At 62.1% G+C, this 26,255-nt stretch carries 21 protein-coding genes; 17 read left to right on the top strand and 4 right to left on the bottom strand.

What is annotated here, in order from left to right:
* Nucleotides 1-37: 37 nt before the first annotated feature.
* Together R3355_RS10495 and R3355_RS10490 are read left to right on the top strand one after the other, a co-directional pair.
* The gene (locus tag R3355_RS10495; protein ID WP_318961135.1) at nucleotides 38-985 is read left to right on the top strand and encodes a helix-turn-helix domain-containing protein; all 948 of its coding nucleotides are present in this window, start codon (nucleotides 38-40) and stop codon (nucleotides 983-985) included.
* A 34-nt stretch (nucleotides 986-1,019) separates the two neighbouring features.
* Complete coding sequence (locus R3355_RS10490) at nucleotides 1,020-1,481, top strand: MarR family winged helix-turn-helix transcriptional regulator (RefSeq protein WP_318961134.1); 462 nt, start codon at nucleotides 1,020-1,022, stop codon at nucleotides 1,479-1,481.
* 43 nt (nucleotides 1,482-1,524) lie between these two features.
* Here R3355_RS10490 and bglX read toward each other — a convergent pair whose 3' ends face one another.
* Both bglX and R3355_RS10480 read right to left on the bottom strand, forming a co-directional pair.
* Entirely contained in the window at nucleotides 1,525-3,819 is a 2,295-nt protein-coding gene (gene bglX, locus R3355_RS10485) for a beta-glucosidase BglX (protein ID WP_318961133.1), read from the bottom strand.
* Nucleotides 3,820-3,977: 158 nt separating this feature from the next.
* A complete protein-coding gene (locus R3355_RS10480; RefSeq protein ID WP_318961132.1) occupies nucleotides 3,978-4,439 on the bottom strand; it encodes an isoprenylcysteine carboxylmethyltransferase family protein in 462 nt (153 codons plus the stop codon).
* A 373-nt stretch (nucleotides 4,440-4,812) separates the two neighbouring features.
* Here R3355_RS10480 and R3355_RS10475 point away from each other — a divergent pair, with 373 nt between their 5' ends.
* The 13 genes from R3355_RS10475 (at nucleotide 4,813) to tatA (ending at nucleotide 20,445) form a co-directional block, all read left to right on the top strand.
* Nucleotides 4,813-6,840: a ribonucleoside triphosphate reductase gene (locus R3355_RS10475; protein ID WP_318961131.1), complete on the top strand. Its 2,028-nt coding sequence runs from the start codon at nucleotides 4,813-4,815 to the stop codon at nucleotides 6,838-6,840.
* Nucleotides 6,841-6,975: 135 nt separating this feature from the next.
* Nucleotides 6,976-7,143 carry an anaerobic ribonucleoside-triphosphate reductase gene (nrdD, locus tag R3355_RS10470; RefSeq protein ID WP_318961130.1) on the top strand — a complete coding sequence of 56 codons (168 nt, stop codon included), beginning with the start codon at nucleotides 6,976-6,978 and terminating at the stop codon, nucleotides 7,141-7,143.
* The gene (locus R3355_RS10465) at nucleotides 7,140-7,838 is read left to right on the top strand and encodes an anaerobic ribonucleoside-triphosphate reductase activating protein (RefSeq protein WP_318961129.1); all 699 of its coding nucleotides are present in this window, start codon (nucleotides 7,140-7,142) and stop codon (nucleotides 7,836-7,838) included. The genes nrdD and R3355_RS10465 overlap by 4 nt, the downstream gene beginning before the upstream one ends.
* Before the next feature lie 366 nt (nucleotides 7,839-8,204).
* Nucleotides 8,205-9,593 carry an oxygen-independent coproporphyrinogen III oxidase gene (gene hemN, locus R3355_RS10460; RefSeq protein ID WP_318961128.1) on the top strand — a complete coding sequence of 463 codons (1,389 nt, stop codon included), beginning with the start codon at nucleotides 8,205-8,207 and terminating at the stop codon, nucleotides 9,591-9,593.
* 153 nt (nucleotides 9,594-9,746) lie between these two features.
* The gene (locus R3355_RS10455; protein ID WP_318961127.1) at nucleotides 9,747-10,187 is read left to right on the top strand and encodes a hypothetical protein; all 441 of its coding nucleotides are present in this window, start codon (nucleotides 9,747-9,749) and stop codon (nucleotides 10,185-10,187) included.
* 385 nt (nucleotides 10,188-10,572) lie between these two features.
* Nucleotides 10,573-11,820, top strand: a complete 1,248-nt coding sequence (locus R3355_RS10450) for an acyl-CoA dehydrogenase family protein (protein WP_318961240.1) — start codon at nucleotides 10,573-10,575, stop codon at nucleotides 11,818-11,820.
* Between the two features lie 420 nt (nucleotides 11,821-12,240).
* A complete protein-coding gene (nosR, locus tag R3355_RS10445; RefSeq protein WP_318961126.1) occupies nucleotides 12,241-14,355 on the top strand; it encodes a transcriptional regulator NosR in 2,115 nt (704 codons plus the stop codon).
* Nucleotides 14,356-14,455: 100 nt separating this feature from the next.
* A complete protein-coding gene (nosZ, locus tag R3355_RS10440; protein WP_318961239.1) occupies nucleotides 14,456-16,330 on the top strand; it encodes a TAT-dependent nitrous-oxide reductase in 1,875 nt (624 codons plus the stop codon).
* 125 nt (nucleotides 16,331-16,455) lie between these two features.
* Nucleotides 16,456-17,748: a nitrous oxide reductase family maturation protein NosD gene (locus R3355_RS10435; protein WP_318961238.1), complete on the top strand. Its 1,293-nt coding sequence runs from the start codon at nucleotides 16,456-16,458 to the stop codon at nucleotides 17,746-17,748.
* A complete protein-coding gene (locus R3355_RS10430; protein WP_318961125.1) occupies nucleotides 17,745-18,671 on the top strand; it encodes an ABC transporter ATP-binding protein in 927 nt (308 codons plus the stop codon). Before R3355_RS10435 ends, R3355_RS10430 begins: the two co-directional genes overlap by 4 nt.
* Nucleotides 18,668-19,498 carry an ABC transporter permease gene (locus tag R3355_RS10425; RefSeq protein ID WP_318961124.1) on the top strand — a complete coding sequence of 277 codons (831 nt, stop codon included), beginning with the start codon at nucleotides 18,668-18,670 and terminating at the stop codon, nucleotides 19,496-19,498. Before R3355_RS10430 ends, R3355_RS10425 begins: the two co-directional genes overlap by 4 nt.
* Nucleotides 19,499-19,669: 171 nt before the next feature.
* Nucleotides 19,670-20,224, top strand: coding sequence for a nitrous oxide reductase accessory protein NosL (locus R3355_RS10420; protein ID WP_318961237.1), 555 nt, complete (start codon nucleotides 19,670-19,672; stop codon nucleotides 20,222-20,224).
* 47 nt (nucleotides 20,225-20,271) lie between these two features.
* A complete protein-coding gene (gene tatA / locus R3355_RS10415; protein WP_318961123.1) occupies nucleotides 20,272-20,445 on the top strand; it encodes a twin-arginine translocase TatA/TatE family subunit in 174 nt (57 codons plus the stop codon).
* A 339-nt stretch (nucleotides 20,446-20,784) separates the two neighbouring features.
* Here tatA and narL read toward each other — a convergent pair whose 3' ends face one another.
* Together narL and R3355_RS10405 are read right to left on the bottom strand one after the other, a co-directional pair.
* Complete coding sequence (gene narL / locus R3355_RS10410; protein ID WP_318945919.1) at nucleotides 20,785-21,441, bottom strand: two-component system response regulator NarL; 657 nt, start codon at nucleotides 21,439-21,441, stop codon at nucleotides 20,785-20,787.
* Nucleotides 21,438-23,237 (bottom strand): HAMP domain-containing protein, encoded by a 1,800-nt coding sequence (locus tag R3355_RS10405; protein ID WP_318961122.1) that lies wholly within the window; start codon nucleotides 23,235-23,237, stop codon nucleotides 21,438-21,440. The genes narL and R3355_RS10405 overlap by 4 nt, the downstream gene beginning before the upstream one ends.
* A 236-nt stretch (nucleotides 23,238-23,473) precedes the next feature.
* On the opposite strand from R3355_RS10405, the gene R3355_RS10400 reads away from it, so the two are divergent.
* On the top strand, nucleotides 23,474-24,754 hold the full coding sequence (locus R3355_RS10400; protein WP_318961121.1) for a nitrate/nitrite transporter: 1,281 nt from the start codon (nucleotides 23,474-23,476) through the stop codon (nucleotides 24,752-24,754).
* A 2-nt stretch (nucleotides 24,755-24,756) separates the two neighbouring features.
* A complete protein-coding gene (locus R3355_RS10395) occupies nucleotides 24,757-26,172 on the top strand; it encodes a NarK family nitrate/nitrite MFS transporter (protein WP_318961120.1) in 1,416 nt (471 codons plus the stop codon).
* Nucleotides 26,173-26,255 lie beyond the last annotated feature (83 nt).

Raw genomic sequence — 26,255 nt, 5'->3', positions numbered from 1 at the left:
TGATAATAAGAATTATGACGCTAGAGGCGCGATGATCATGCTTACCGAAACCCGTTCCTTCGCTGATCCTCATCAGCATGCCAGTTCGATTTTGGGCTGGCAGCAGACCTATGATCAATTGAGTTGTGGCAGCTTTTCGAGTGAGCTGCGACAAGTCTCGGCCGATCGTTTTCAGATATTTCAGGAGAGTTTGAACAAGCGTATCGTGCAGCATGGTTGCGCTCCCGAGGGGCGTCTTTGTATCGCTATATCGCTGAGTTCTGGCCGCGCTCCGATGGTGCAGGGGCTTGAAGTTGGGGCCCATAGCGTAGTGTTGTTGCGCGATGGCGAGGAGTTCCTGTTGCACGCTCCAGAAGGCATGCAGTTTTTCGCCGTGAATGTTGATGTTGTACGGTTTGCAAGACTGGCGGCGTTCGAGCTTTCTACGGAGAAACTCAAACTTTTGAAAACCATGTCGCAGATAAGTATTTCCGAAAGTGTGTTGCAGCGCCTCCAACAACGGATCTATCCGATTTTTCAGTGCCTGCTGCAGCGAGCTATGGATGTCGGTCCGGCTGCGGAAAAAATGCTCGAAGACACCTTGTTGGACGCTTTTCTCGATCTGTTCAGTAATGCTTCAGACGAGGGGCGAGGGCGCCGAGGTAATTTCGCAGTGTGCGCCTATCTGGTGAAGAGAAGCCAGGAGCTGGCCCTGGCCAATAGTGAGACGCCAATCAGCATTCTCGACTTGTGTGAGCAGCTGCGAGTTAGTCGCAGAACGTTGCAGAACAGTTTTCATGTTGTGACAGGTATTCGCCCAGTAGAGTATCTGCGCAATCTACGGTTGAATGCGGTCCGGCGTCGACTGATCAGTACGACAGCTAGCGAATTTAAAGTGAGTGAGATAGCGACCGAAATGGGCTTCTTTCACCTGAGTCACTTTGCTGGGAATTATCGGGAGCTCTTTGGTGAATACCCTTCTGAAACTCAGCGGGCGGGGCATTGACTGAGCGTGGTCTATTCGCGCTCGGAGTACATTTATGATTGCTTACCCACTTCATGAAAGCAGTTCGCACATATCCCCCCCCAATAAGCGCTGCAGCCGTTACAATCGCGCCAATAAGGCTTTTTACAAGGAAGGTTTTCCTTTCTACTGGCTCGTACGCGTGTACGGGTGCTACTCCATGGCCATGGAGAAATTGCTCAAAAAGGTTCAGCTGGATATCCCGAGTTGGCGCGTGCTGAATATTCTGTTCGAGCGCAACGGGGCAAGTATTACGGAAATTTTCGAATACGCCGTCGCCAAGCACTCAACCATCACTAAGGTCATCTACCGAATGAAGGGTGATGGCTTGGTTGAGACCAATCAGAGCGCCGTGGACGGCCGCATTACTCAGGTCAGTATCACTGAAAAAGGGCGTCAGGCATTCTTCGATATGCATCAAGTCACCTACGAGTTATTTCATATGGGTTTTCTGGCGTCGACCGTGAGGTTGCGGTAGGGCTCCAAGCGCTGGCCGTGGAAACCCCTGCCACTGATGCCCGCTACAGCAGCTCAAAACGCTGGGTCTGCACGGTTTGCGAATCCAGACCGATCTGCACCTCGAATTCACCCGGCTCGGCCACGTGTTGCAACTGCGCGTTGAAGAACTTCAGGTCATCTTCATTGATGCTGAAACGTACCTGGGTTTGTTCGCCGGCCTTGAGCGTGACTTTGCGAAAGCGCTTCAATTCCTTGACCGGACGCACCACGGAAGCCGCAATGTCGCGGATATACAGCTGAATGATAGTCGCGCCGTCGCGCGCCCCGGTGTTTTTCAGGGTCAGGCTGACGTCGAGGGTGCCGTCGCGCGCCAGGTGGCGGCTCGAAAGCTGCAACTCGGAAAGGCTGAAATCTGTATAGCTCAAGCCATAGCCGAAAGGATACAGCGGCCCGTTGGGTTCCTCGAAGTACTGCGAGGTGTAATTGCCCGGATGCCCTTCGACAAAGGGACGACCGAGCCTCAAGTGGTTGTAGTAGGTCGGAATCTGCCCGACCGAGCGCGGGAAGGTGATGGGCAGCTTGCCGGACGGGTTGTAATCGCCGAACAGAACGTCCGCAATCGCATGACCGCCCTCGGTACCGCTGAACCAGGTTTCCAATATCGCGTCGGCATTGGCCTGCTCCCAGTTGAGTGCCAGCGGCCTGCCGTTCATCAATACCAGTACCAGCGGTTTGCCGGTCTTCTTCAGCGCACGCAGCAACGCCTGCTGGCTGGGGGGGATGTCCAGACGGGTGCGGCTCGAGGATTCGTGTGACATGCCGCGCGCCTCGCCAACCGCCGCGACTATCACATCGGCCTGTGCGGCGGCTTGCAGCGCTTCGGCGATTAACTCGGTTGGCGGACGCGGGTCCAATACGACCACTGGCTTGTCCTCTTTGAGGAAGTTCAGGTAGTCGATAATGTGCTGATCATCGGTCACGTTCGCCCCAAGGGCGTAAATCACTCGCGCCTGCTCGCCCAGCGCCGCGTTCAGGCCCTGGCGCAGCGTGACCGACTGCGCAGCGTTACCGGCTGCCGACCAGCTACCCAGCATGTCGATGGGCGAATCTGCCAGTGGTCCAACCAGGGCAATGCTGCCGGTCTTTTTCAGCGGCAGGGTCTGCTGGCGATTTTTCAGCAAGACCATCGACTGGCGCGCCACGGCCCTGGCCTCGGCGCGGTGCAGGCGGCTTTCGGCATGGACTTCGGCCGGGTCTTCGGCGGCGATGCCGATGCGCCGGTATGGATCATGGAACAAGCCCAGGTCGTATTTGGCACCGAGCACTTCACGCACGGCATTGTCGATCTCCTGCACCTTGACCTCGCCCGAGCGCACCAGTGCGGGCAACTCCTGGCGATACAGCGAGTCGGCCATGCTCATGTCGATACCGGCCCTGATCGCCAGCTTGGCAGCCTCGCGACCATCCCTGGCAATCCCGTGGCTGACCAGTTCGGTGATCGCGCCGTGGTCGCTGATCGTGACCCCAGTGAAGCCCCAATCGCGGCGCAGCAGATCCTGCATCAGCCAGGTGTTGGCGGTGGCCGGCACACCGTTGATCGTATTCAGGGCGACCATCAAGCCGCCCGCACCGGCGTCAACGGCAGCATGGTAGGGCGGCAGATAGTCCTGATACATGCGCATCGGGCTCATATCGACCACGTTGTAGTCGCGCCCGCCCTCGACCGCGCCATACAGGGCGAAGTGCTTGACGCTGGCCATCACACTGTCGGCGGCGCTGGGCGTTGCACCCTGCAAGGCCTTGACCATGCTGCGGGCAATCTGCGACACCAGATACGGGTCTTCGCCAAAGCCTTCCGAGGTGCGCCCCCAGCGCGGATCGCGGGTGATATCGACCATTGGCGCGAAGACCATGTCGAGGCCGTCGGCGCTGGCCTCGATGGCGGCGATGCGACCGCTCAGGGCAATCGCCTGCAAATCCCAACTCGACGCCAGCGCCAGGCTGATCGGGAAAATGGTGCGGTGGCCATGGATCACGTCGTAGGCGAAGAACAGCGGAATCTTCAGCCGACTGTTCTGCACTGCGGCGTCCTGCATGGGGCGATTGTCGCGGCGCGTCACCGTATTGAAGGTGCCACCGATATTGCCGGCGGCGATCTCTTCGAGGATGCGCGGGCGCGGCATATCCCCGCCGATGCTGATCAAGCGCAACTGCCCGACCTTTTCCTCGAGGGTCATCTGCGTCATCAAATCGGCAATGAAGGCCTGTTTGTTGTCCAGTAGGGCGGGAGAAGTCCCGGCCAGAGCCGCGTGGCTCGTGAAGCAGGCTATGAGGCCAAGCAGATACAGCCTGTTCATTCGATGCGATTCCTGAGTGATGCAATGCTTGGACGCCGGGGAGTGCGCATTGGCTGGGTTGTGCGATTGCTGCGTAACCACACCAGACGTTGGCACCGTTCAGGCGCTGGGCATCAGCCTGTCAACGGCAGGCTCTGGCTGCAGCCCGGCATTATGGCTTACAACCAGCGGCGAACTCTGGATTTATAGCGGTCAAATTCAGCGCCAAACAACAGCTCAAGCGCACGCTCCTCCGCGGCGATCTGCAAGCGGTTCATATAGAGGATGAACCCCAACACCCCAACCAGAGCCCAGGGCGATGCGAGAAACACCGCCCAGGCAGCGAGAAACAGCGCAAAGCCAAGGTACATCGGGTTGCGCGACACCCGATAGATCCCCGAACTCACCAGCGCCGATGCCGTCTCCGGTTTCAGCGGGTTGACTGTGGTCCTGGCCCGGCGGAACGACAGCACGCCAGCCAGACAGAAGAACGCACCAAGCAACAGCACGGCTAGCGTGGAGCCTAGGCGCAGCGAATCGCTCACCTCGATGCTCGGCACAACGCGTGAAAGCGCCCACATAAACAGCGCGAACAGGGTCGCGACCAGTGGCGGTGGAATCCTGTTTTCAAGTGCTTGCATGGGCTGTCCTTGGGATGGGCTTCGGGGTGCAGGGTAGGGTGCTCTGACTGGTTCAGTAAAGAGTCGATCACCGGTGGCATTACGCCTGCCTGATTCAACCACGCTCAACGCAAAAATCCCTGGCTCGACGGCATGGCTTCATAGGCTGTGCCGTGCACACCGACTGTCTGTGGTGCCTGGTGCGCGCGGCGCACCCTACGGGTTAGGTGTCCGGCTGAGCTACGGGGGTTGCTGCCAGCGCTGAAGCTGGCCGGTTCGGAGCGTTCGTGGATCTTGATCGAGGTCAATCCCGGCTTGGCGTTTCTCGGGTAACTTTCACTGCATATTGTGGTTTCAGATACATAAATATCTATATGTAGTGTCAGGAGGCGACATGCTCAGCCCGGTTAAAGCCCTTCATCCTCAGCAGTTATGCAAGCGCGATGGCAGCATCGCCGCGTTCGATCTCGGCAAAATTCGTCAGGCGATCATCGCGGCGGGCGAGGCCAGCGGCGAGTTCGACGAGGTACTGGCGGGGGAGCTGGCCGAAGCGGTGCTGCTGCGCCTGCTGGACTTGCCCAGTATCGATGTCGAACAGGTGCAGGACCGCGTCGAGCGGGTGTTGATGGAGGCCGGTTTCTACCAGACCGCACGCGCCTATATCGTCTATCGCGAGCGCCATGGCCGCTTGCGCCGTGATCGCAAGGCGCTGGTGGATGTGGCGGCGTCGATGAACGAATACCTGTCGCGCGAGGACTGGCGGGTGCGCGCCAACGCCAACCAGGGCTATTCCCTCGGCGGCCTGATCCTCAACGTGTCGGGCAAGGTCACTGCCAACTACTGGCTGGACGAGGTGTACAGCGAGAGCATCGGCCTGGCGCACCGCGAGGCCGATCTGCATGTCCACGACCTGGACATGCTCGCCGGTTACTGCGCCGGCTGGTCGCTGCGCAGCCTGCTCAACGAGGGTTTCAACGGCATTCCCGGGCGGGTCGAGGCGGGACCGCCCAAGCATCTGTCCAGTGCCCTGGGGCAGATGGTCAACTTCCTCGGCACCTTGCAGAACGAGTGGGCCGGGGCCCAGGCCTTCAGCTCCTTCGATACCTATCTGGCGCCCTATGTGCGCAAGGACAACCTGGGCTTTGCCGAAGTGCGCCAGGCCATTCAGGAATTCATCTACAACCTCAATGTGCCGTCGCGCTGGGGCACCCAGACGCCGTTCACCAACCTGACCTTCGACTGGGTCTGCCCGGAAGACCTGCGCGAGCAGATCCCCTATATCGGCGGGGTGGAAATGCCCTTCGCCTATGGCGACCTGCAGGCCGAAATGGAACTGATCAACCGCGCCTATATCGAGGTGATGCAGGCCGGCGACGCCATGGGCCGGGTGTTCACCTTCCCGATTCCGACCTACAACATCACCCATGACTTTCCCTGGGACAGCGAGAACGCCGACCGCCTGTTCGAGATGACAGCACGCTACGGCCTGCCGTACTTCCAGAATTTCCTCAATTCCGACATGCAACCCAATCAGGTGCGCTCGATGTGCTGCCGCCTGCAACTGGACGTGCGCGAACTGCTCAAGCGCGGTGGCGGCCTGTTCGGCTCGGCCGAGCAAACCGGCTCGCTGGGCGTGGTGACCATCAACTGCGCACGCCTGGGCTATCTGTTCAAGGGCGACACCCAGGGCCTGCTCAAGCGCCTCGATCAGTTGATGGAACTGGCGATGGAGAGCCTGGAGGTCAAGCGCAAGGTGATCCAGCACCACATGGACGCCGGGCTCTATCCCTATACCAAGCGTTACCTGGGCACCCTGCGCAATCACTTCTCGACCATCGGCCTGAATGGCATGCACGAGATGCTGCGCAACTTCACCGGCGATGAGGAGGGCATGCATACGCCGAAGGGCCGTGAATTCGCCTTGCTCCTGCTCGACCATGTGCGGGCCACCCTGGTGCGCTTCCAGGAAGAAACCGGGCAGATGTACAACCTCGAGGCCACGCCGGCCGAGGGCACCACCTACCGCTTCGCCAAGGAAGACCGCAAGCGCTACCCGGACATTCTCCAGGCCGGCACCTTTGATGCGCCTTACTACACCAACTCCTCGCAATTGCCGGTGGGTTTCACCGACGACCCCTTCGAGGCGCTGGAACTGCAGGACGAACTGCAGTGCAAGTACACCGGCGGCACCGTGCTGCACCTGTACATGGCCGAGCGGATTTCCTCGATCCAGGCCTGCAAGCAACTGGTGCGCAATGCCCTGGGGCGTTTCCGCCTGCCGTACCTGACGATTACCCCGACGTTCTCGATTTGCCCGGTGCACGGCTACCTGGATGGCGAACACGAGTTCTGCCCGAAATGCGACGAGGCGCTGCTGCAGAAGCAGCAAAGCTGCGCCGCCACCACAAACTGTAGCGCCTGACGTCGTAGGAGCGGGGGGACGCCCAGTCCCATGCCCGCGATGCTTTTGCATCGTTGGTTTTCGCGGGCATGGCCCGCTCCTACAGGATGTGAATACAGGATGCGAACCATTTTACCCACAGCAAGGAGCGACACCATGCAAAGCACTCAGCAACTCCCCGCAGCACAACGCCAGCGTTGTGAAGTCTGGACCCGGGTGATGGGTTATCACCGCCCGGTCACTGCCTTCAACCCGGGCAAGCAGTCCGAGCACTTAGAGCGTCAGCACTTCACCGAAGCGGCGGCGCGAGTACGCACTGCGTGAGCAGAGCGCTACGGGTCGGGGGCATGGTGCCCCTGACCACCCTCGACTACCCCGGCCTGCTGGCTTGCGTACTGTTCTGTCAGGGCTGCGCCTGGCGCTGTCGTTATTGCCACAACCCTGACCTGATCCCGGCCCGTGGCTCGCATGAAATCACCTGGCAGCAGGTGTTGGAATTTCTCCAGCGGCGTCAGGGCTTGTTGCAGGCCGTGGTGTTCAGTGGCGGCGAGGCGACCCTGCAGGGCGGTCTGGTGCCGGCAATGGAACAGGTGCGTCAGCTGGGTTATCGCGTCGGACTGCACAGTGCAGGGATCAAGCCCTGGGCGTTTTCCTGGGCGGTCAAGGCGGCGGACTGGGTCGGTTTCGACATCAAGGCCCTGGCCGAGGATGCCGAGCTGATCACCGGGGTCAGCGGCAGCGGCAAGGCCAACTGGCGCAGCCTGGAACACCTGCTGGCCAGCGGCGTGGACTACGAGTGCCGCACCACCGTGCATTGGCACCTGCTGGATGTGGAAAAGCTCTGGCGCATCGGCCAGCGCCTGCATGCCTTCGGCGTCGAACGCTTCGCCGTGCAGTTGGTGCGCAGCGCGCGCATGCTCGACCCTGATCTGCCCATGGCCGCGACGCCGAACGAGGCGGGCGAGCTGTGGCTGCGCCTGGAACAACTGTTTCCGCATTTCGAATTGCGTGATCATTGATCGCGAAATAGGCATTCCCAGGGCATGCCCTCGTCGCAGAGCGGAGCGACACAGCCCAACGTCTATAGTGGATTTGCAACATTGCCGGTTAGACCTCGCTGGGTTTCGCGCCGCTCAGCCTAGGCTCCCGGCCCAAGCTATGTGTTTGCGTGGGCGGGTCGGGGCGGGCGACGATCCGGCTAACCGCCCACAACAGCGGCGCACGTAGCGGGAGCGGGTTGTGCGCGAGAATTGACTCTCGTCAGGTGCTGCGCCTGCGCCGCGCCGTACAATCGCGGCATTATTGCCGGCTCCCTGAGCGGGCAGGGCGGGCGCTGCGCTAGCCGCAGTCGCGGTCTTCCTATTCATGCTACGAGGTGGTCGAACATGGACCAATCGCTGAACTTCAATCGCGCGCTGGTCGAGAAGTACGATCGCCCGGGGCCGCGCTATACCTCCTATCCCACCGCGCCGCAGTTCCATCAGGCGTTTGCCATGGACGATTACCAGAACGCCGTTGCCGCGAGCAATCAGGCGATCGCGCCCAAGCCGTTGTCGCTGTATATCCACATCCCGTTCTGCCAGAGCCTTTGCTACTACTGCGCCTGCAACAAGATCATCACCAAGAAGACCCACCGCGCGGTGGAGTACCTGACCTACCTCAAGCGCGAGATCGCCATGCAGGCGGCGTTGTTCGACAGCACGCGCAAGCTGACCCAGTTGCACCTGGGCGGCGGCACGCCGACCTACCTGACCAGCGAGCAACTGGCCGACCTGATGGCCACCTTGCACCAGGCGTTCAATATGGATGACAGCGACGACCACGAGTTCTCCATCGAGGTCGACCCGCGCACCATCAGCACCGAGCAGATCCAGCAGTTGCGTGGGCTCGGCTTCAATCGCCTGAGCTTCGGCGTGCAGGACTTCGATGCCGACGTGCAGGCGGCGGTCAACCGGGTGCAGAGCGAGGAGCAGGTCTATGCGCTGGTCGCCGCCGCGCGCGAGGCGCAGTTCAAGTCGGTCAGCGTCGACCTGATCTACGGCCTGCCGCTGCAGACGGTGGCCAGTTTCGACGTCACCCTGAGCAAGATCATCGCCCTGCGCCCGGATCGTATCGCCGCCTACAGCTATGCCCACCTGCCGGAATTGGTGCGCGCGCAACGGCTGATCCGCCGCGAAGACATGCCGCCGCCGGAGCGCAAGCTGGAGCTGCTGGAGCTGACCATCAAGCGCCTGACCGACGCCGGCTACGTGTATATCGGCATGGACCATTTCGCCCTGCCGGATGACGAACTGGCCCTGGCCCGCGCCAATGGCACCTTGCAGCGTAATTTCCAGGGTTATTCGACCCATGCCGATTGCGACCTGATCGGCCTCGGCGTGTCCTCGATCGGCAACGTCGGCGACAGCTACAGCCAGAGCGTCAAGGAGCTCTCGCAGTACTACGCGCGCCTCGATCAGGGCCTGCTGCCGGTGCATCGCGGCTACAGTCTGAACGCCGACGACCTGCTGCGCCGCGAGGTGATCAGCGCCCTGATGTGCCATGGCCGGGTCGACTTCGCCACCGTCGAGGCGCGCCACGGGATTTGTTTCAAGGATTACTTTGCCGACTCCCTGGCGGCACTCGAGGAGCATGTGGCGGATCGCCTGGTGGAAATCTACGGCGATTCCCTGGTGCTGCTGCCACAGGGGCATCTGATGATGCGCAGCGTGGCCATGGCCTTCGACGCCTACCTCGGCGCTGCGCAGAAGGGTAGCTTCTCGCGTACGGTCTGAGGGGCGCCAGCCCTGACCCACTGGTATTTGTAGGAGCTAGCTTGCTAGCGATCTTGGGACCATCAGATCGCCAGCAAGAACTGGGCGTCCCCCTGGCTCCTACGATCATTTCGAGGTGGCTCACTGAGACGGCTCACCAGGAAGGATCCAGTTATGAGTTATTCACTGCTGCACGTACTGCACCTGCTGGCGGCGATTGCCTTTATCGGCACACTGTTCTTCGAGGTGATCATCCTCGCCAAGGTCAAGCCGCAGCTCGCGCCTGGCGCGGTGGCCGAGCTGGAGCAGGCACTCGGCCGGCGCACCCGCACGGTGCTGCACTGGGTGGTGCTGCTGGTCTACGGCGCCGGCTTCGGCCTGGCCTGGCAGCACCGCCAGGCGCTGGCCGACCCCTTCGCCAGCAGTTTCGCCACCTTGTTGAGCCTGAAAATCGTGCTGGCCGTCAGCCTGTTCTTCAGCTTCGGCCTGGTCGCCATGCTGCTCAGGTCTGGGCGCATGAGCCCGAGCCTGTACCGCAAACTGCACTGGGCGGTGCTGGCGCAGATGCTCGGCATCGTCCTGCTGGCCAAGGGTATGTTCTATATCCACTGGTAGCGGGATCGCGGCCAAGGCCGCTATGAGCTGAGTAGGGGGGATGACGCTGTTTTCATCCACCATCGCTATTGGTGGATGGGTAAAGCGTCATCCCCCCTACGGGATCGCAGCCCCTGTGAAATATGAGGCTATTGCCAGCAGTCCCGTAGCCCGGATGAAATCCGGGGAGCTTTGGCACCTGCAATACCGCTCCCGGATTGCATCCGGGCCACAAGAGCCTGCGCGCCACTATCAGCTTTGTCAGCCGAGGTAATGATCTCGATCAAGCTTGTTCGCCTGCTGAGCGGCTGTGATGGGCAGCGATTCAGGCGGGCGAATATCCTGGGTTTTACCCTGGTGGCGGCCTAACGTGAAACCTCAAGCCATTACCGATTCGAGGTTCGCCATGCACTTCGCCTACAGCCCCCGCACCGAAGCACTGCGTCAGCAGCTGCGCAATTTCATGGACGCTCATGTGCTGCCGCGCATCGGCGCCTGGCACCAAGCTGTCGGCGCCGGCCAGTTTCCGGTGCCATTCATGGCTGACCTCAAGGCCCTGGCCCGCAGCGAGGGGTTGTGGAACCTGTTCCTTCCGGCGCTGGGCGCGGACGAGCCGGGCACCCGCCTGAGCAATCTGGAATACGCACCGCTGGCGGAGATCATGGGTCGCGTGTCCTGGGCCTCGGAGGTGTTCAACTGCAACGCGCCGGACACCGGCAACATGGAGTTGCTGCACCTGTTCGCCACGCCCGAGCAGCGTGCGCGCTGGCTGCTGCCGTTGCTCAACGGCGAGATCCGCTCGGCCTTCGCCATGACCGAGCCGGACGTGCCGTCTTCGGATGCCAGCAATATCCAGACCCTGATCCGCCGCGACGGCGACGAGTACGTGATCAACGGGCGCAAGTGGTTCATCACCAATGCCTCGCACCCCGACTGCAGGCTGCTGATCGTCATGGGCAAGACCGACCCGGATGCCGACACCCACCAGCAGCAGAGCATGATCCTGGTGCCGTTCGATACGCCCGGGGTCGAGCTGTTGCGCAACATCCCGGTGATGAACCACATCGCCCCGGAAGGCCATAGCGAGCTGCTGTTGCGCAATGTGCGGGTGCCGGTCGGCAATCTGCTGGGCGAGGAGGGCGCGGGCTTCATGATGGCCCAGGCACGCCTCGGCCCCGGACGCGTGCACCACTGCATGCGCTCGATCGGCATGGCCGAGCTGGCCCTGGAGTTGATGGTCGAGCGCTGCCAGGAGCGCAAGGCCTTCGGCAAGTACCTGCACCAGTACGCCAATATCGGCGACTGGATCGCCGAGTCGCGCATCGAGATCGAACAGGCGCGGCTGCTGGTCCTCAAGGCCGCCTGGATGATCGACGAAGTCGGCGCCAAGGCCGCGCGCAAGGAAATCGCCATGATCAAGGCGCTGGTGCCGGGCATGCATACCCGCGTGGTCGACCGCGCCATGCAGGTCTATGGCGCCATGGGCTTGACCCCGGATACGCCGCTGGCCGATATGTGGACCACCGGCCGCGCCCTGCGCTTCGCCGACGGCCCGGACCAGGTGCATCTGCGCAGCATCGCCCGCATGGAGCTCAAGGCTAGCGCGGCCACGCGGGGGGCGACCGCGGCGTATCTGACCCCGCACGGGATGTGATCGATTTTGTCAGCTACTATTCGAAGACATTGCGGATTGTGGTAACGCGACTGGGGGCGCGCGACGCCCCCTGGGGTCTGGCACCGAGCGTGCTCGCCGCGCACCAATGGCCCAATGCCTCAGCCCGATCAGGCGCTGTACGGCGTTGGCATCCCCGCGGCAGGATGTCGCAACTTGATTTTGGTCAAGGGGAGGGTGGGCATGCATCCCCTACCATGACGGCACGTTCCTAGCCGCCTAAGGCGGATAAGTCATATGCAAACCTGTCAGCTGCCGAATGTAGTCCCCTGTCGTTCATCTACCGCTGTTACGGTGGTCGTTCGATCCAACCACCAAAGCCGGTCAATCATGGACAGTTTCCCCTCCCTGCACAGTGCCTGGCGCTCATGGGGGGTAGCTGTCGTGGTTTTGTTCGTCTGCATGTTTGCAACTTTCCAGGGCGTTCAGGCCAAGAGCTACGGCGAAATAGAGCAACAACGCATCGATCTGGTTTTTCCCAAGACTGATAGCGTTTCCGAGCCGCAAGGCGAGTTCAAGGTGCGCACCCTGTCGAGTGGCGACGAGGTGCTCGGCTATGTGTTCCAGAGCCTGGATGTGGTCGATATACCGGCCTATTCCGGCAAACCGATCAACATGCAGGTGATCCTCGACACCGCAGGCGTGATTCAGGACGCCTATGTGCTCGAGCACCACGAGCCGATTCTGCTGATCGGCATCCCCGAAGCCAAACTGCACGCCTTCAACGCCAAGTACCAGGGCATCAAGGTCAACCAGCGGGTGGTGGTCGGCCGTTCCAGTGACCCGGATGCGGTGACTGTCGATGCGGTCACCGGCGCCACCGTGACGGTCATGGTGGTCAACGAGGTGGTGATGCGCGCCGCGCACAAGGTGGCGGTGTCTCTAGGCCTGGTCGGAGAGGCTGCCGGCCTGGCGCAGAAACCGGCCACGGTGCGCGAGGATCTCTACCAGCCTGCCGACTGGACCCAGCTCACCGGCAACGGCGCCATCCGCCGCCTGCACCTGACCCGTGGCCAGATCGACGAGGCCTTCAAGGGCAGCGAAGCCGAGGGCGTCGATGAGGCGGCGCCCGATCAGGTCGACGACACCTTCATCGACCTCTACGCCGCCCACCTGAACGCGCCGACCATCGGCCGCAACCTGCTTGGCGACAGTCAGTACCGCTTCCTGATGGACGGGCTCAAGCCCGGCGAGCAGGCGATTGCCGTACTGGGTAGCGGCGAGTATTCGTTCAAGGGTTCGGGCTATGTGCGCGGTGGCATCTTCGACCGGGTGCAGCTGCGCCAGTTCGGCGAAACGATTAGCTTCCATGACCGCGATTTCGAGCGCCTGAGCGATGTCTACGCCGAGGGCATGCCGGATTTCAAAGAGATGGCGATCTTTATCGTGCGCGAGCCGACCGGCTTCGATCCGGGTTCACCCTGGGCCCTGGAGCTGCTGGTGAAGCGGCAGACCGGCCCGATCAGCGGCATCTTCAGCAGTTTCGAACTGCCCTACCAGATGCCGGAAGAGTACCTCGAGCGGCCGCAACCGACCGCCGCAGAGCTGGCCGCGACCGAAGAAGCCAATCGGCCGCTGTGGTTGAATATCTGGTACCAGAAGAGCTTCCAGATCGGCGTGATCAGCCTGGCGTTGCTGTTGCTCACGGTGATCCTGTTCCTTCAGGACAAGTTCACCCAGCGTCCGCATTTCCTCCACTGGTTGCGTCGTGGTTACCTGATCTTCACCGTGGTGTTCATCGGCTGGTATGCCTTGGGCCAGTTGTCGGTGGTCAACGTACTGACCTTCGTCCATGCCCTGGTGCAGGATTTCCGCTGGGAGCTGTTCCTCACCGACCCGATCATCTTCATTATCTGGACCTTCACCGCCGCCAGCATCCTGCTCTGGGGGCGGGGCGTGTTCTGCGGCTGGCTGTGTCCGTTCGGCGCCTTGCAGGAGCTGATCAACGAGGCCGCGCGCAAACTGAAAATCCCCCAGTACGAACTGCCTTTCGCGCTGCATGAGCGGCTCTGGGCGATCAAGTACATCATCCTCCTGCTGCTGTTCGGCCTCTCCCTGGAATCGCTGGCCACCGCCGAGCGCTTTGCCGAAGTGGAGCCGTTCAAGACCGCAATCACCCTCAAATTCGACCGCCAATGGTGGTTCGTGCTCTATGCGGTGATTCTCCTGGTGATCAACATCTTCACCCGCAAGGTCTACTGCCGCTATGTCTGCCCGCTGGGCGCGGCGCTGGCCATTCCGAGCAAGTTCCGCCTGTTCGACTGGCTCAAGCGGCGCAAGGAGTGCGGCAACCCGTGCCAGCTGTGTGCCAAGGAATGCGAGATCCAGGCGATCCACCCGGACGGCCATATCAATCACAACGAGTGCCACTACTGCCTCGATTGCCAGATGACCTACCACAACGACGACAAGTGCCCGCCGCTGATTCTCAAGCAGAAGAAGCGCAGCAAGCAGGCTCCTGTCAGCGCCCAGTTGATACCCGTAGTGCAAGTAGCCGTCCCTGAGCGAGCCCTATAAGCGCGTGAGCGCGGCCGTATTTATCTAGTCAAGGAGCAGCACCGTGAGCGATAAAGAACCGAAGAACAAGCCGCCAATCGATGGCAAAGAGCAGGCGCAAATGCTGGAAAAGGCCGGCTTGAGCCGCCGCGGTTTCCTGGGTGCCAGCGCCATGACAGGCGCGGCCCTGGTCGGCGCGACAGCCTTGGGCAGCGCAGTGATGACCCGCGAGTCCTGGGCCGCTGCGGTCAAGGAATCGAAGTCGAAGATCCATGTCGGCCCCGGCGAGCTGGATGAATACTACGGTTTCTGGAGCGGCGGTCATCAGGGCGAAGTGCGGGTGATGGGCGTGCCCTCGATGCGTGAGTTGATGCGCATCCCGGTGTTCAACATCGACTCCGCCACCGGTTGGGGCCTGACCAACGAAAGCAAGCACATCATGGGCGAGAGCGCCAAGTTCCAGAACGGCGACTGCCACCACCCGCACATCTCCATGACCGACGGCCAGTACGACGGCAAGTACCTGTTCATCAACGACAAGGCCAACAGCCGGGTCGCGCGCATCCGTCTGGACATCATGAAGTGCGACAAGATGCTCACCGTGCCCAACGTGCAGGCCATCCACGGCCTGCGCCTGCAGAAGGTGCCGCATACCAAGTACGTGTTCGCCAACGCCGAGTTCGTCATTCCGCACCCCAACGACGGCAGCAATTTCGATCTGCAGGACAAGAACGCCTACACCATGTTCAATGCCATCGATGCCGAGAAGATGGAGGTGGCCTTCCAGGTCATAGTCGACGGCAACCTGGACAACACCGACGCCGACTACACCGGCAAGTACGCGGCCTCCACCTGCTACAACTCGGAAAAGGCCACCGACCTCGGCGGCATGATGCGCAACGAGCGCGATTGGGTGGTGGTGTTCAACATCGAACGCATCGAAGCAGCGATCAAGGCCGGCAAGTTCACCACCCTGGGCGACTCAAAGAGCCCGGTGGTCGACGGTCGTGCAGGCTCGCAACTGACCCGCTACATCCCGGTGCCGAAGAACCCGCACGGCTGCAACACCTCGCCTGACGGCAAGTACTTCATCGCCAACGGCAAGCTGTCGCCGACCTGCTCGATGATCGAGATCGCCAAGCTCGACGACCTGTTCGACGACAAGCTCAAGGACCCGCGCGACGCCATCGCCGCCGAGCCGGAACTCGGCCTGGGCCCGCTGCACACCACCTTCGACGGTCGCGGCAATGCCTACACCACGCTGTTCATCGACAGCCAGGTGGTCAAGTGGAACATGGACGAGGCCGTGCGCGCCTACAAGGGCGAGAAGGTTAACTACATCAAGCAGAAGCTCGATGTGCACTACAACCCGGGACACAACCACGCCTCTCTCTGCGAAACCCGCGACGCCGACGGCAAGTGGCTGGTGGTGCTGAGCAAGTTCTCCAAGGATCGCTTCCTGCCGACCGGCCCGCTGCATCCGGAAAACGATCAGTTGATTGATATTTCCGGCGATGAAATGAAGCTGGTGCACGACGGCCCGACCTTTGCCGAGCCGCACGACTGCATCCTGGCGCGCCGCGACCAGATCAAGACCAAGAAGATCTGGGATCGCAACGATGACTTCTTCGCGCCGACCGTCGAGCGGGCGAAGAAGGACGGCATCAACCTGGAGGCCGATAACAAGGTCATCCGTGATGGCAACAAGGTCCGCGTGTACATGACCTCGATGGCGCCAGCCTTCGGCCTGACCGAGTTCAACGTCAAGCAGGGCGATGAAGTCACTGTGACCATCACCAACATCGACCAGATCGAAGACGTGTCCCACGGTTTCGTCATGACCAATCACGGTGCCAGCATGGAGATCAGCGCCCAGCAGACCTCGTCGATCACCTTCATCGCCGACAAGCCTGGCCTGCACTGGTACTACTGCAGCTGGTTCTGCCATGCCCTGCACATGGAAATGGTCGGCCGCATGCTGGTCGAGCCGGCGTAATGGCATAGCCCCGTAGCCCGGATGCAATCCGGGGAGATGGTTGATATAGCCCCCCGGATTTCATCCGGGCTACGGACTAACCGCTAAATGGCTCAAGGTAAATCGCAGTGTTAAACACCCAGGCAATGGCATGGCTGCACGCCAGCGCACTATTGCTGCTTATTCTCTGCGGCGCTGCCCAGGCGGCGCCGCAACCCATCACCTCGCTGCCGCTACAGGCCGAGGGTGACAATCGCTGGCGCCTGCCCGCCGGCGAATATCAAGGTTCGTTCAGCGTCGATCAGCCGATGCACATCCGCTGCGAACCGGGCGCCGTGCTGCAGGGGCGGGGGCAGGGCAACGGCCTGCTGATCAGCGTGGCCGAGGTGACCATCGAGGGCTGCACCATCCTCGACTGGGGGCGCAACCTTACCGACTTGAATTCCGCCGTATTCATCGGGCCCGAGGCGCGTGGCGCGGTGATCAAGGACAACCGCCTGCAGGGCCCGGGCTCCGGCATCTGGGTCGATGGCACGGCGGATGTCAGCCTGATCGGCAACCGCATCCAGGGCGATCCGAGCATCCGTTCCCAGGACCGCGGCAATGGGATTCACCTGTTTGCAGTGCGCGGCGCCAAGGTCATCGGCAACCAGGTGCGCGATACCCGTGACGGTATCTATATCGACACCTCCAACGGCAACCTGCTCGAAGGCAACACCCTCGAAGATTTGCGCTACGGCGTGCACTACATGTTCTCCAACGACAACCAGCTGCTCGGCAACACCACCCGGCGCACCCGCACCGGCTATGCGCTGATGCAGAGCCGCAAGCTGACGGTGATCGGCAATCGCTCCGAACAGGACGAGAACTACGGCATCCTGATGAACTACATCACCTATTCGACCATCCGTGACAATTTCGTCAGCGATGTGCGCAGCGGTAGCGGCTCGACCGGCGACAACATGATTGCCGGTGCCGAGGGCAAGGCGCTGTTTATCTACAACTCGCTGTTCAACAGCATCGAGCACAACCATTTTCAAGGCAGCGCCCTGGGCATTCACCTGACCGCCGGCTCCGAGGACAACCGCATCGTCGGCAACGCCTTTGTGGACAACCAGCAGCAGGTCAAGTATGTCGCGGTGCGCACCCAGGAATGGTCGGTGGAGGGGCGCGGCAACTACTGGAGCGATTATCTGGGCTGGGATCGCAACGACGATGGCCTCGGCGATATTGCCTACGAACCCAACGACAACGTCGACCGTCTGCTGTGGCTGTACCCGCAGGTGCGTCTGTTGATGAACAGCCCGGGCATCGAGTTGCTGCGTTGGGTGCAGCGCGCCTTCCCGGTGATGAAATCCCCTGGCGTGCAGGACAGCCACCCGCTGATGCAACTGCCGACCACCGATCTGCTGCCAACCCGCCAGGAGCCAACGCCATGAATGCCGTCGAGATCGAAGGCGTCAGCCAGCAATACGGCAGCATGACCGTGCTGCACGACTTGAACCTGTGTCTGGGCGAAGGCGAAGTGCTCGGCCTGTTCGGCCACAACGGCGCCGGCAAGACCACCAGCATGAAACTGATTCTCGGCCTGCTGCAGGCCAGCAGAGGCCGGGTACAGGTGCTCGGGCGCAGTCCGAATGACTCGCTGGTGCGCCGTCAGCTCGGCTATCTGCCGGAGAACGTGACCTTCTATGCACAACTCAGCGGACGCGAGACCCTGCGTCATTTCGCCCGGCTCAAGGGCGCCGCACTGACCCAGGTGGACGCGCTGCTGGAACAGGTCGGCCTGGCCGACGCCATGGAGAGACGGGTCAAGACCTACTCCAAAGGCATGCGTCAGCGTTTGGGCCTGGCCCAGGCATTGCTCGGCGCGCCGCGCCTGCTGCTGCTCGACGAACCCACGGTCGGCCTCGACCCCATCGCCACCCAGGATCTCTACCAACTGGTCGACCGCCTGCGTCAGCAGGGCACCAGCATCATTCTCTGCTCCCATGTGTTGCCGGGGGTCGAGGCACATATCAACCGCGCGGCGATTCTGGCCCATGGTCGTCTACAGGCGGTCGGCAGCCTGGCCAGCCTGCGCGAAGACGCCGGCCTGCCGGCAGTGATCCGTGCCAGTGGGCTGAAACAGAGCGCGCAGTTGTTGCAACGCTGGCACGCCGACGGGCATCAAGCCCGCTCGGTCGGCGTCGATGGCATCGAAGTGGTGGCGATCAACGGTCACAAGCTTGGCCTGCTGCGCCAGTTGCTTGGCGAGGGCGAGGCGCAGGACATCGATATCCACCAGCCATCGCTGGAGGATCTGTACCGGCATTACATGGACCAGGCCCGGAGCACTCGGGCCGGGGAGGGTGCGCTATGACGCAGATCTGGAATATCGCCCGCAAGGAACTCAGCGACGGCCTGCGCAACCGCTGGTTGCTCGCCATCAGCCTGTTGTTCGCGGTACTGGCGGTAGGCATCGCCTGGCTCGGCGCGGCGGCGTCCGGGCAACTGGGCTTTACCTCGATCCCGGCGACCATCGCCAGCCTGGCCAGCCTGGCCACCTTTCTGGTACCGCTGATCGCGTTGCTGCTGGCCTATGACGCCATCGTCGGCGAAGACGAGGGCGGCACTTTGATGCTGTTGCTGACCTACCCCCTGGGTCGCGGTCAGTTGCTGCTGGGCAAGTTCGTCGGCCACGGTCTGATCCTGGCGCTGGCCACCCTGATCGGTTTCGGCTGCGCGGCCCTGGCCATCGCCGTGCTGGTTGAGGATGTCGAACTGGGCCTGCTGGCCTGGGCCTTTGGCCGCTTCATGCTGTCCAGCACGCTGCTCGGCTGGGTGTTTCTGGCCCTGGCTTATGTGCTGAGCAGCAAGGTCAGTGAAAAATCCAGCGCCGCCGGGCTGGCCCTGGGCGTGTGGTTCCTCTTCGTGCTGGTGTTCGATCTGGCCTTGCTGGCGCTGCTGGTGCTGAGCGAAGGCAAGTTCAACCCGGATCTGCTGCCCTGGCTGCTGCTGCTCAACCCGGCCGACGTCTACCGGCTGATCAACCTGTCCGGCTTCGCGGGCAGCGACAATACCGTCGGCGTGATGGCCCTGGGCGGCGACCTGCCGGTCGACGGCCTGCTGCTGTGGCTGTGCCTGTTGCTGTGGGTTGGCGCGCCGCTGCTGTTGGCCTATTGGGTGTTTCTGCGCCGGCCGACCTGATTTTTGCCTATACCGTGCTTCTGTAGGGGGCGCCGCGCGCACCGGCGTTTGCCCTGGTGCGCACGGCGCACCCTACGAGGTCTGTTTCAAGTAACGCGAAAGTGGCTATGCCGCGAAGGGCGTGATGATTTGGGAGCCGCTCGCGGCATCCCCGCTAGGGAGAAAACAGTGATAAAGACTATTTGCCAGCTCACCACACGGACCCTGTTGGCCGTGCTGCTCGGTGCCGGCCTGTTGGCCTGCAGCGAACCCGAAAGCTTGCAGCGGAGCCTGGACCCGGTGGCGTTTCACGACACTGACGAGTGCCATGTGTGCGGCATGGTCATCACCGACTTTCCTGGGCCCAAGGGCCAGGCGGTGGATAAAGCCGGGGTGAAGAAATTCTGTTCCGCCGCCGAGATGCTCGGCTGGTGGCTGCAACCGGAAAACCGAATCGGCGATGCCAAGCTCTACGTGCACGACATGGGCCGTAGCGACTGGCTCAAGCCCGACGACAGCCACCTGATCGATGCCACCAGCGCCTTCTATGTGGTCGGCCTCGGCGACAGCGGGTTGAAAGGCGCCATGGGTGCGGTGCTGGCCTCGTTTGCCGATGAGCAGGCAGCCGGCAAACTGGCCGCTATCCACGGCGCTCGGGTGTTACGCTTCGAGCAGATCGACCAGGGCGTGCTGCAACAGGCCGCCGCCACGCAACATGTGGGTATGCATGGGCAAGCCACGCATTGAGTCCAGGTCGTGAATGTTTGCCATTATTCGCAAAGTAGGAGATCCAAATGGGTATCAGCATCTGGCAACTTCTGATCGTTCTGCTGATCGTGGTCATGCTGTTCGGCAGCAAACGCCTGCGCAGCCTGGGCTCCGACATTGGCGGGGCAATCGGCGGCTTTCGCAAATCGATGGGCAGCGACGATGCACCGCAGCAGCCGGAATCGACCAAGCAGCCGTAGCCGGTTGCTCCCGGCCTGCCAAATAGCCCCGTAGGAGCGGCCGCCCAGTCCTCGACGCCCCGCTGTCGCGCAGCAGACTGTGTGCTCGAGGATCAAGACCCTAGGATGGGTCGGGCCGCGTAGGTTAGCCGCCGAGACGATGTCAGGTAGGCTGCAAACGGGTACAGGCATAAACCGCCGGATGGTTATCGCTGCGCTCAACGCCTTCCTACGGCCGAGGGTGTACCTGCATTTGTAGGGCACGGAGTGTTTGCTGACACGGTGTTGGGTTATGCGGTACCTGGAAGCTGGGTTTTCCCGCCGTTAACCCATCCGACGAACTGCACGGACAGCAGGGGTCTAACGCAAATGCTCCATCGCCCAGACTGCGGCCTCGACTCGCGAGCGCAGGCCGAGTTTATGCAGCAGGTTTTTCACGTGGACCTTGACCGTACCTTCGGTGATGCCGAGTTTGTGGCCGATGACTTTGTTGCTGTGGCCGGCGGCAATGGTTTTCAGCACCTGGCGTTCGCGGTCGGTGAGGTCGGCCTGCGCGCTGGCCTGCGGCGAGCGCAGCGCCTGGGCGAGAATCCGGGTCAGGGTGGGGCTGACCACCAGGCTGCCTTGCAGGGCATCGCGAATCGACTGGATCAGCAGCTCCGGCTCCATGTCCTTGAGCAGGTAACCATCGGCATCCAGGCGCATGGCGTCGCGGATGTCATCTTCGGAGTCGGACACGGTGAAGATCAGCACCTTGCCGTGATAATGCATCTCGCGCAGGCGGCGCAGGGTTTCCAGGCCGTTCATCTGCGGCATGTTGTTGTCCAGCAGGATCAGCTCGGGCTGTAGCTGGCCGACCATTTCCAGGGCTTCCTGGCCATGCCCGGCCTCGCCGACGACTTCCAGGTCTTCCTCGAGTTCGAGCAGCTGGCGCATGCCGCGGCGCATCATCGGGTGGTCATCGACCAGCAAGATGCTGTGGCGCAGGGGACTGCTGTGGCCGATGGATGGCTTCATGCGGCGCTACCTTCTTCATGACGCCCGAGGAACTCGGGGCGGAACTGCAAATGGATACGCGTGCCCTGGGGCGCGCGGGGTTCGATGTCGAGTTGGCCATGCAGGCTGCGCGCACGCTCCTGCATGATGGTCAGGCCGTGGTGCTGGCGCGGGTCAAAGCCCGGAACCAGGCCGCAGCCGTCGTCTTCGACCGACAATTCGACCTGTTCGCCGACCTGGCGCAGGCGCAGCCAGGCGTGTTTGGCCTGGGCATGCCGGGCGCAGTTGGACAGCGCCTCGCGGGCAATCTGCAACAGGTGAATCTGCTCGCTGGCCGAGAGCTGAAAGGCCAGGCGGTCGATCTGCAGTTCGGCGCTGAAGTCGCCACGCTTGGCGAACTCCTGCACCGTGTCCTTGAGTTCCTGGTCGAGGCCGCCGTCCTGGATCTGCAGGCGGAAGGTGGTCAGCAGTTCGCGCAGTTGCCGGTAGGCGGTGTTCAAGCCGTCGCGCAGTTCGTCGCTGACGGTTTCCAGGGTTTGTGCGCTTTCACCGCGGCGGATCAGGGTCTGCAGGCGGCTGACTTGCAGCTTCATGTAGGACAGTGCCTGGGCCAGCGAGTCATGCAGTTCGCGGGCGATGATGGTGCGCTCGTCGAGCAGCAGCAGGCGATGTTCCTGCTCGCGCTGGCGTTTGAGCGACAGCGCCGTGCCGACCTGGTTGGCCAGGGCCTGGATCAGTGCGGTTTCCCAGGTCTGCGGCCGGTGTCCGTCGCGGAAGTAGGCTTTCAGCTCGCCGAGGTTATTGCCCTGGTTGCTGATGATGAAGGTGGCCTGGTCGGGGTTGGTCTTGCGCTCGCAGGTGGCGCAATCGCTGCGCGCACAGACCTCGCGGGTTTCGCTGCCATGCAGGGCCAGCAGTTGCTCGCTGGGTGCATGGACATTGTCCTGCAGGCACAGGGTCAGGCGCAGGCCCGGCAGGCGTTGCTGGAAGCGGCTGATCAGCTCGTCGAGGTGCTCGGCATTGGCCAGGCGGGTGGCCAGACTGCGGCTGTTCTGGTAGAGCAGCTCCAGGGCGGCATTGGTTTGCGCCAGGGTCTGGGTCTTCTGCGCCACCCGGCTTTCCAGGGTGCGGTGCGATTCCTCGATGGTCTCGGCCATGGCATTGAAGCTCTCGGCCATCTGCCCCAGCTCGTCCTCCGAGCGGAATTCGACCCGCGCGCCATGGTCGCCGTTGCGAAAGCGTTCGGCGGCCCTGACCAGTTCCTGCAGCGGGCTGATCACATTGAGCTGCAGTTCGTACATGCCCACCAGCAGGATGATCACGGTGATCAGCAGGGCGGCGCCCTGGATGCTCTGCTGCCAGCCCTGACGGCGCTCGCTCTGTTTCTGCAGGAGCATGACGAAGTGTTCCAGTTGGGCGACGAAGTTCTCGGAGTGCTGCTGGAAGGCATCCTTGTCGCCGCGATCCAGGGCCGGACGCAACTGTTCCTGCCACAGCCTATGAATATCGCCGTAGGCGTCGTACAGCGGGTCATCCGGGTTGCCTCTGATGTGCTGTTGCAGGGTGCCGTCCAGGCGCTGCTGCAGATCGTCGCGCAGCGCGGCGATGTTTTCCGGGGGCGCACCGGCTTCGAGTTGCCAGTTCAGGCGGTAGGTGGCCATGCGCAGGGAGCCGGCGGTATTGATCGCCGCCGCGTCGTCCTCGCTGAACCAGGCGATCAGCCCGGCGCTGATAGAGCTGCCAAGGGCCAGCACGGCGATCAGGGTCACCGCCAAACCGGCCCTGACCGGCACTGAACTGCGCATCCATCTCAACATCGCACTGACTACCTCTAAAGAACTCGGACTGCCTGCAGCCTGCTGGCCAAGAATCTATATTGTTTGTAAGTATCTGTTTTTAAAAGCGTTTTATGTGAAAAGCCGAGCTACCACTTAAGAGGTAGACGGGGGCAGGGTAGGCCCAAGCAGCTCTGAATTAATTGACCCAGGTCAAGTGCGCCAGCCCCTTGCCTATCTAGTGTGCCGCCCATGGTTCGGCAATTAGGGGGTTCGCTATGGCACGTTTGAGAACACAACAGGGCCTGGTTCTGGGCATGAGCACCCTGGCGTTCACTATCTGCTTCATGGTCTGGATGATGTTCGCCGTACTCGGCGTTCCGATCAAGGAGTTACTGCAACTCAACGATACCCAGTTCGGCCTGCTGGCCGCCACGCCGGTGCTCACCGGCTCCCTGGTACGTCTGCCGCTGGGCATGCTCACCGACAGGTTCGGCGGGCGCATCGTGTTCTTCCTGCTGATGCTGGTCTGCGTGTTGCCGATCTACATGATCAGCCTGGCCACCGAGTACTGGCACTTCCTGGTCCTCGGCCTGTTCGTCGGCCTGGCCGGCGGTTCCTTCTCGGTCGGTATCGCCTATGTCGCCAAGTGGTTCGAGCGGCAGAACCAGGGCTTCGCCATGGGTATCTTCGGTGCCGGTAACGCCGGCGCCGCGCTGACTAAGTTCGTCGCGCCGGCGATCATCGCCGCGGCCAGCTGGCAGATGGTGCCCAAGGTCTACTCGGCGATCATGTTCATCACCGCACTGCTGTTCTGGTTCTGCACCTACGAGAACAAGGGCCATCGGGTGCGTAGCAACGTGTCCCTGGCCGATCAGCTGCGCACCCTGAAAGACCCCAAGGTGATGCGCTACTGCCAGTACTACTCGATCGTCTTCGGCGGCTATGTGGCCCTGGCCCTGTGGATGACCAAGTACTACGTCGAGGAATACGGCTTCAACCTGCAGAGCGCCGCCTTGCTGGCCGCCTGCTTCTCCCTGCCGGGTGGTGTGTTGCGCGCCATGGGTGGCTGGATGTCGGACAAGTGGGGCGCGCAGAGCGTGACCTGGTGGGTGATGTGGGTGAGCTGGGTGTGCCTGTTCCTGCTGTCCTATCCGCAGACCGAACTGATCGTGCAGACCGTCAATGGCCCGCAGACCTACAACATCGGCCTCAATGCCTGGACCTTCACCGCGCTGCTGTTCGTCGTCGGCATCGCCTTCGCCTTCGGCAAGGCCTCGGTGTTCAAGTACATCTCCGATGACTACCCGGACAACATGGGCGCCATCTCCGGCATCGTCGGCCTGGCCGGCGGCCTCGGCGGTTTCATCCTGCCGATCATGTTCGGTGCCCTGGTCGACCTGACCGGCGTGCGCTCCTCCAGTTTCATGCTGATGTACGGCGTGGTCTGGGTCTCCCTGATCTGGATGTACTTCAGCGAAGTTCGCAAAACTCCCGTTATGGGCCTGGCCTCCGAAAAGGCCACGGTTCCTGCTTTCCTGCCGCTTGAAGGAGAATGAGCATGTCCGCAACCAAGAATCCCCCTATAGCCGGACAGCCTGTCCTGGGGCCGGTCATTCACGACTGGCGCCCGGAAGATCCACACTTCTGGGGCAGCATCGGCAAGCAGATAGCCACCCGCAACCTGTGGATCTCGATCCCCGCGCTGTTGCTGGCCTTCGCCGTGTGGATGGTCTGGAGCGCGGTGACCGTGCGCCTGAACAGCATCGGCTTCACCTTCAGCAACGACCAGTTGTTCTGGCTGGCAGCGCTGCCGGGCTTGTCCGGCGCCACGCTGCGGATTTTCTACTCCTTTATGGTGCCGATCTTCGGTGGCCGTAGGTGGACCGCCCTGAGCACCGCCTCGCTGCTGCTGCCGGCAGTGTGGATGGGCTTCGCCGTGCAGGACCCCAGCACCACCTACAGCGTGTTCGTGATCATCGCGCTGCTGTGCGGCTTCGGTGGCGGCAACTTCGCCTCGAGCATGGCCAACATCAGCTTCTTCTATCCCAAGTCGCAGCAGGGCACCGCGCTCGGCCTGAATGCCGGCCTGGGCAACCTCGGCGTATCGGTGATGCAGTTCAGCGTGCCGCTGGTGATTGGCGTCGGCCTGTTCGGCGCAGTCGGCGGTCAGGCCCAGGAACTGGGCGAAGGTAGCCAGCTGTGGCTGCAGAATGCCGGCTTCATCTGGGTGCCGTTTATCCTCGCGGTGGCCGTGGCGGCCTGGTTCGGCATGCACGACCTGAGCAGCGCCAAGGCATCCTTCAGCGAGCAGGCGGTGATCTTCAAGCGCAAGCACAACTGGTTGATGTGCTGGCTGTACCTGGCCACCTTCGGCTCCTTCATCGGCTTCGCCGCTGGCTTCCCGATGCTGATCAAGACCCAGTTTCCTGGCGTCGATCCACTGCAGTTTGCCTTCCTCGGTCCGTTGGTTGGTGCCCTGGTGCGCCCGCTGGGTGGCTGGCTGGCCGACAAGCTGGGCGGCGCACGGGTGACCCTGTGGAACTTCGTGCTGATGATCGCGGCGGTGTTCGGCGTCCTCGCCTTCATCCCGGTAGCCGGCACCGCGGGCAACTTCTACGGCTTCCTGGCCATGTTCATGTTGCTGTTCGTCACCACCGGCATCGGCAACGGCTCCACCTTCCGCATGATTCCGGTGATCTTCCGCACCCTGCACGAGCGCGGCAGCATCGGTAAAACGGCGGCGATCAAGGAGCAGGCGATCAAGAACGCCGGCAAGGAAGCGGCCGCGGTACTCGGCTTCAGTTCGGCTGTGGCGGCCTACGGCGCCTTCTTTATTCCGAAGTCTTTCGGCACCTCGATGGCCCTTACCGGCGGCCCGCAAATGGCCCTGTACGTGTTCATCGGCTTCTACGTCAGCTGCATCGGGGTGACCTGGTGGTGGTACTCGCGCAAAGGCGCAGAAGTCCCCTGCTAGCGGCGTACCGCCTCCCTCATCCGGCGCTGCGCGCCACCTTCTCCCGGAGGGAGAAGGGCATGAGGAAGTCGCCGCTGCGCGAC

Origin of the sequence: Pseudomonas sp., assembly GCF_033723075.1 — a bacterium.
Lineage (GTDB): Bacteria > Pseudomonadota > Gammaproteobacteria > Pseudomonadales > Pseudomonadaceae > Aquipseudomonas.
Note: the sequence above shows the minus strand (reverse complement) of the source record. Positions and strands in the feature narration are given on the sequence as shown.

Bases quoted from the DNA above. Each gene is read 5' to 3' on its own strand.
- R3355_RS10405 (WP_318961122.1), bottom strand. From the start codon at position 23,237: ATGTTGAGATGGATGCGCAGTTCAGTGCCGGTCAGGGCCGGTTTGGCG.
- hemN (WP_318961128.1), top strand. From the start codon at position 8,205: ATGGACCAATCGCTGAACTTCAATCGCGCGCTGGTCGAGAAGTACGAT.
- R3355_RS10425 (WP_318961124.1), top strand. From the start codon at position 18,668: ATGACGCAGATCTGGAATATCGCCCGCAAGGAACTCAGCGACGGCCTG.
- R3355_RS10435 (WP_318961238.1), top strand. From the start codon at position 16,456: ATGGCATGGCTGCACGCCAGCGCACTATTGCTGCTTATTCTCTGCGGC.
- R3355_RS10450 (WP_318961240.1), top strand. From the start codon at position 10,573: ATGCACTTCGCCTACAGCCCCCGCACCGAAGCACTGCGTCAGCAGCTG.
- R3355_RS10395 (WP_318961120.1), top strand. From the start codon at position 24,757: ATGTCCGCAACCAAGAATCCCCCTATAGCCGGACAGCCTGTCCTGGGG.
- nosZ (WP_318961239.1), top strand. From the start codon at position 14,456: ATGCTGGAAAAGGCCGGCTTGAGCCGCCGCGGTTTCCTGGGTGCCAGC.
- R3355_RS10495 (WP_318961135.1), top strand. From the start codon at position 38: ATGCTTACCGAAACCCGTTCCTTCGCTGATCCTCATCAGCATGCCAGT.
- tatA (WP_318961123.1), top strand. From the start codon at position 20,272: ATGGGTATCAGCATCTGGCAACTTCTGATCGTTCTGCTGATCGTGGTC.
- nrdD (WP_318961130.1), top strand. From the start codon at position 6,976: ATGCAAAGCACTCAGCAACTCCCCGCAGCACAACGCCAGCGTTGTGAA.
- R3355_RS10475 (WP_318961131.1), top strand. From the start codon at position 4,813: ATGCTCAGCCCGGTTAAAGCCCTTCATCCTCAGCAGTTATGCAAGCGC.
- bglX (WP_318961133.1), bottom strand. From the start codon at position 3,819: ATGAACAGGCTGTATCTGCTTGGCCTCATAGCCTGCTTCACGAGCCAC.
- nosR (WP_318961126.1), top strand. From the start codon at position 12,241: ATGTTTGCAACTTTCCAGGGCGTTCAGGCCAAGAGCTACGGCGAAATA.
- narL (WP_318945919.1), bottom strand. From the start codon at position 21,441: ATGAAGCCATCCATCGGCCACAGCAGTCCCCTGCGCCACAGCATCTTG.
- R3355_RS10490 (WP_318961134.1), top strand. From the start codon at position 1,020: ATGATTGCTTACCCACTTCATGAAAGCAGTTCGCACATATCCCCCCCC.
- R3355_RS10430 (WP_318961125.1), top strand. From the start codon at position 17,745: ATGAATGCCGTCGAGATCGAAGGCGTCAGCCAGCAATACGGCAGCATG.
- R3355_RS10455 (WP_318961127.1), top strand. From the start codon at position 9,747: ATGAGTTATTCACTGCTGCACGTACTGCACCTGCTGGCGGCGATTGCC.
- R3355_RS10400 (WP_318961121.1), top strand. From the start codon at position 23,474: ATGGCACGTTTGAGAACACAACAGGGCCTGGTTCTGGGCATGAGCACC.
- R3355_RS10480 (WP_318961132.1), bottom strand. From the start codon at position 4,439: ATGCAAGCACTTGAAAACAGGATTCCACCGCCACTGGTCGCGACCCTG.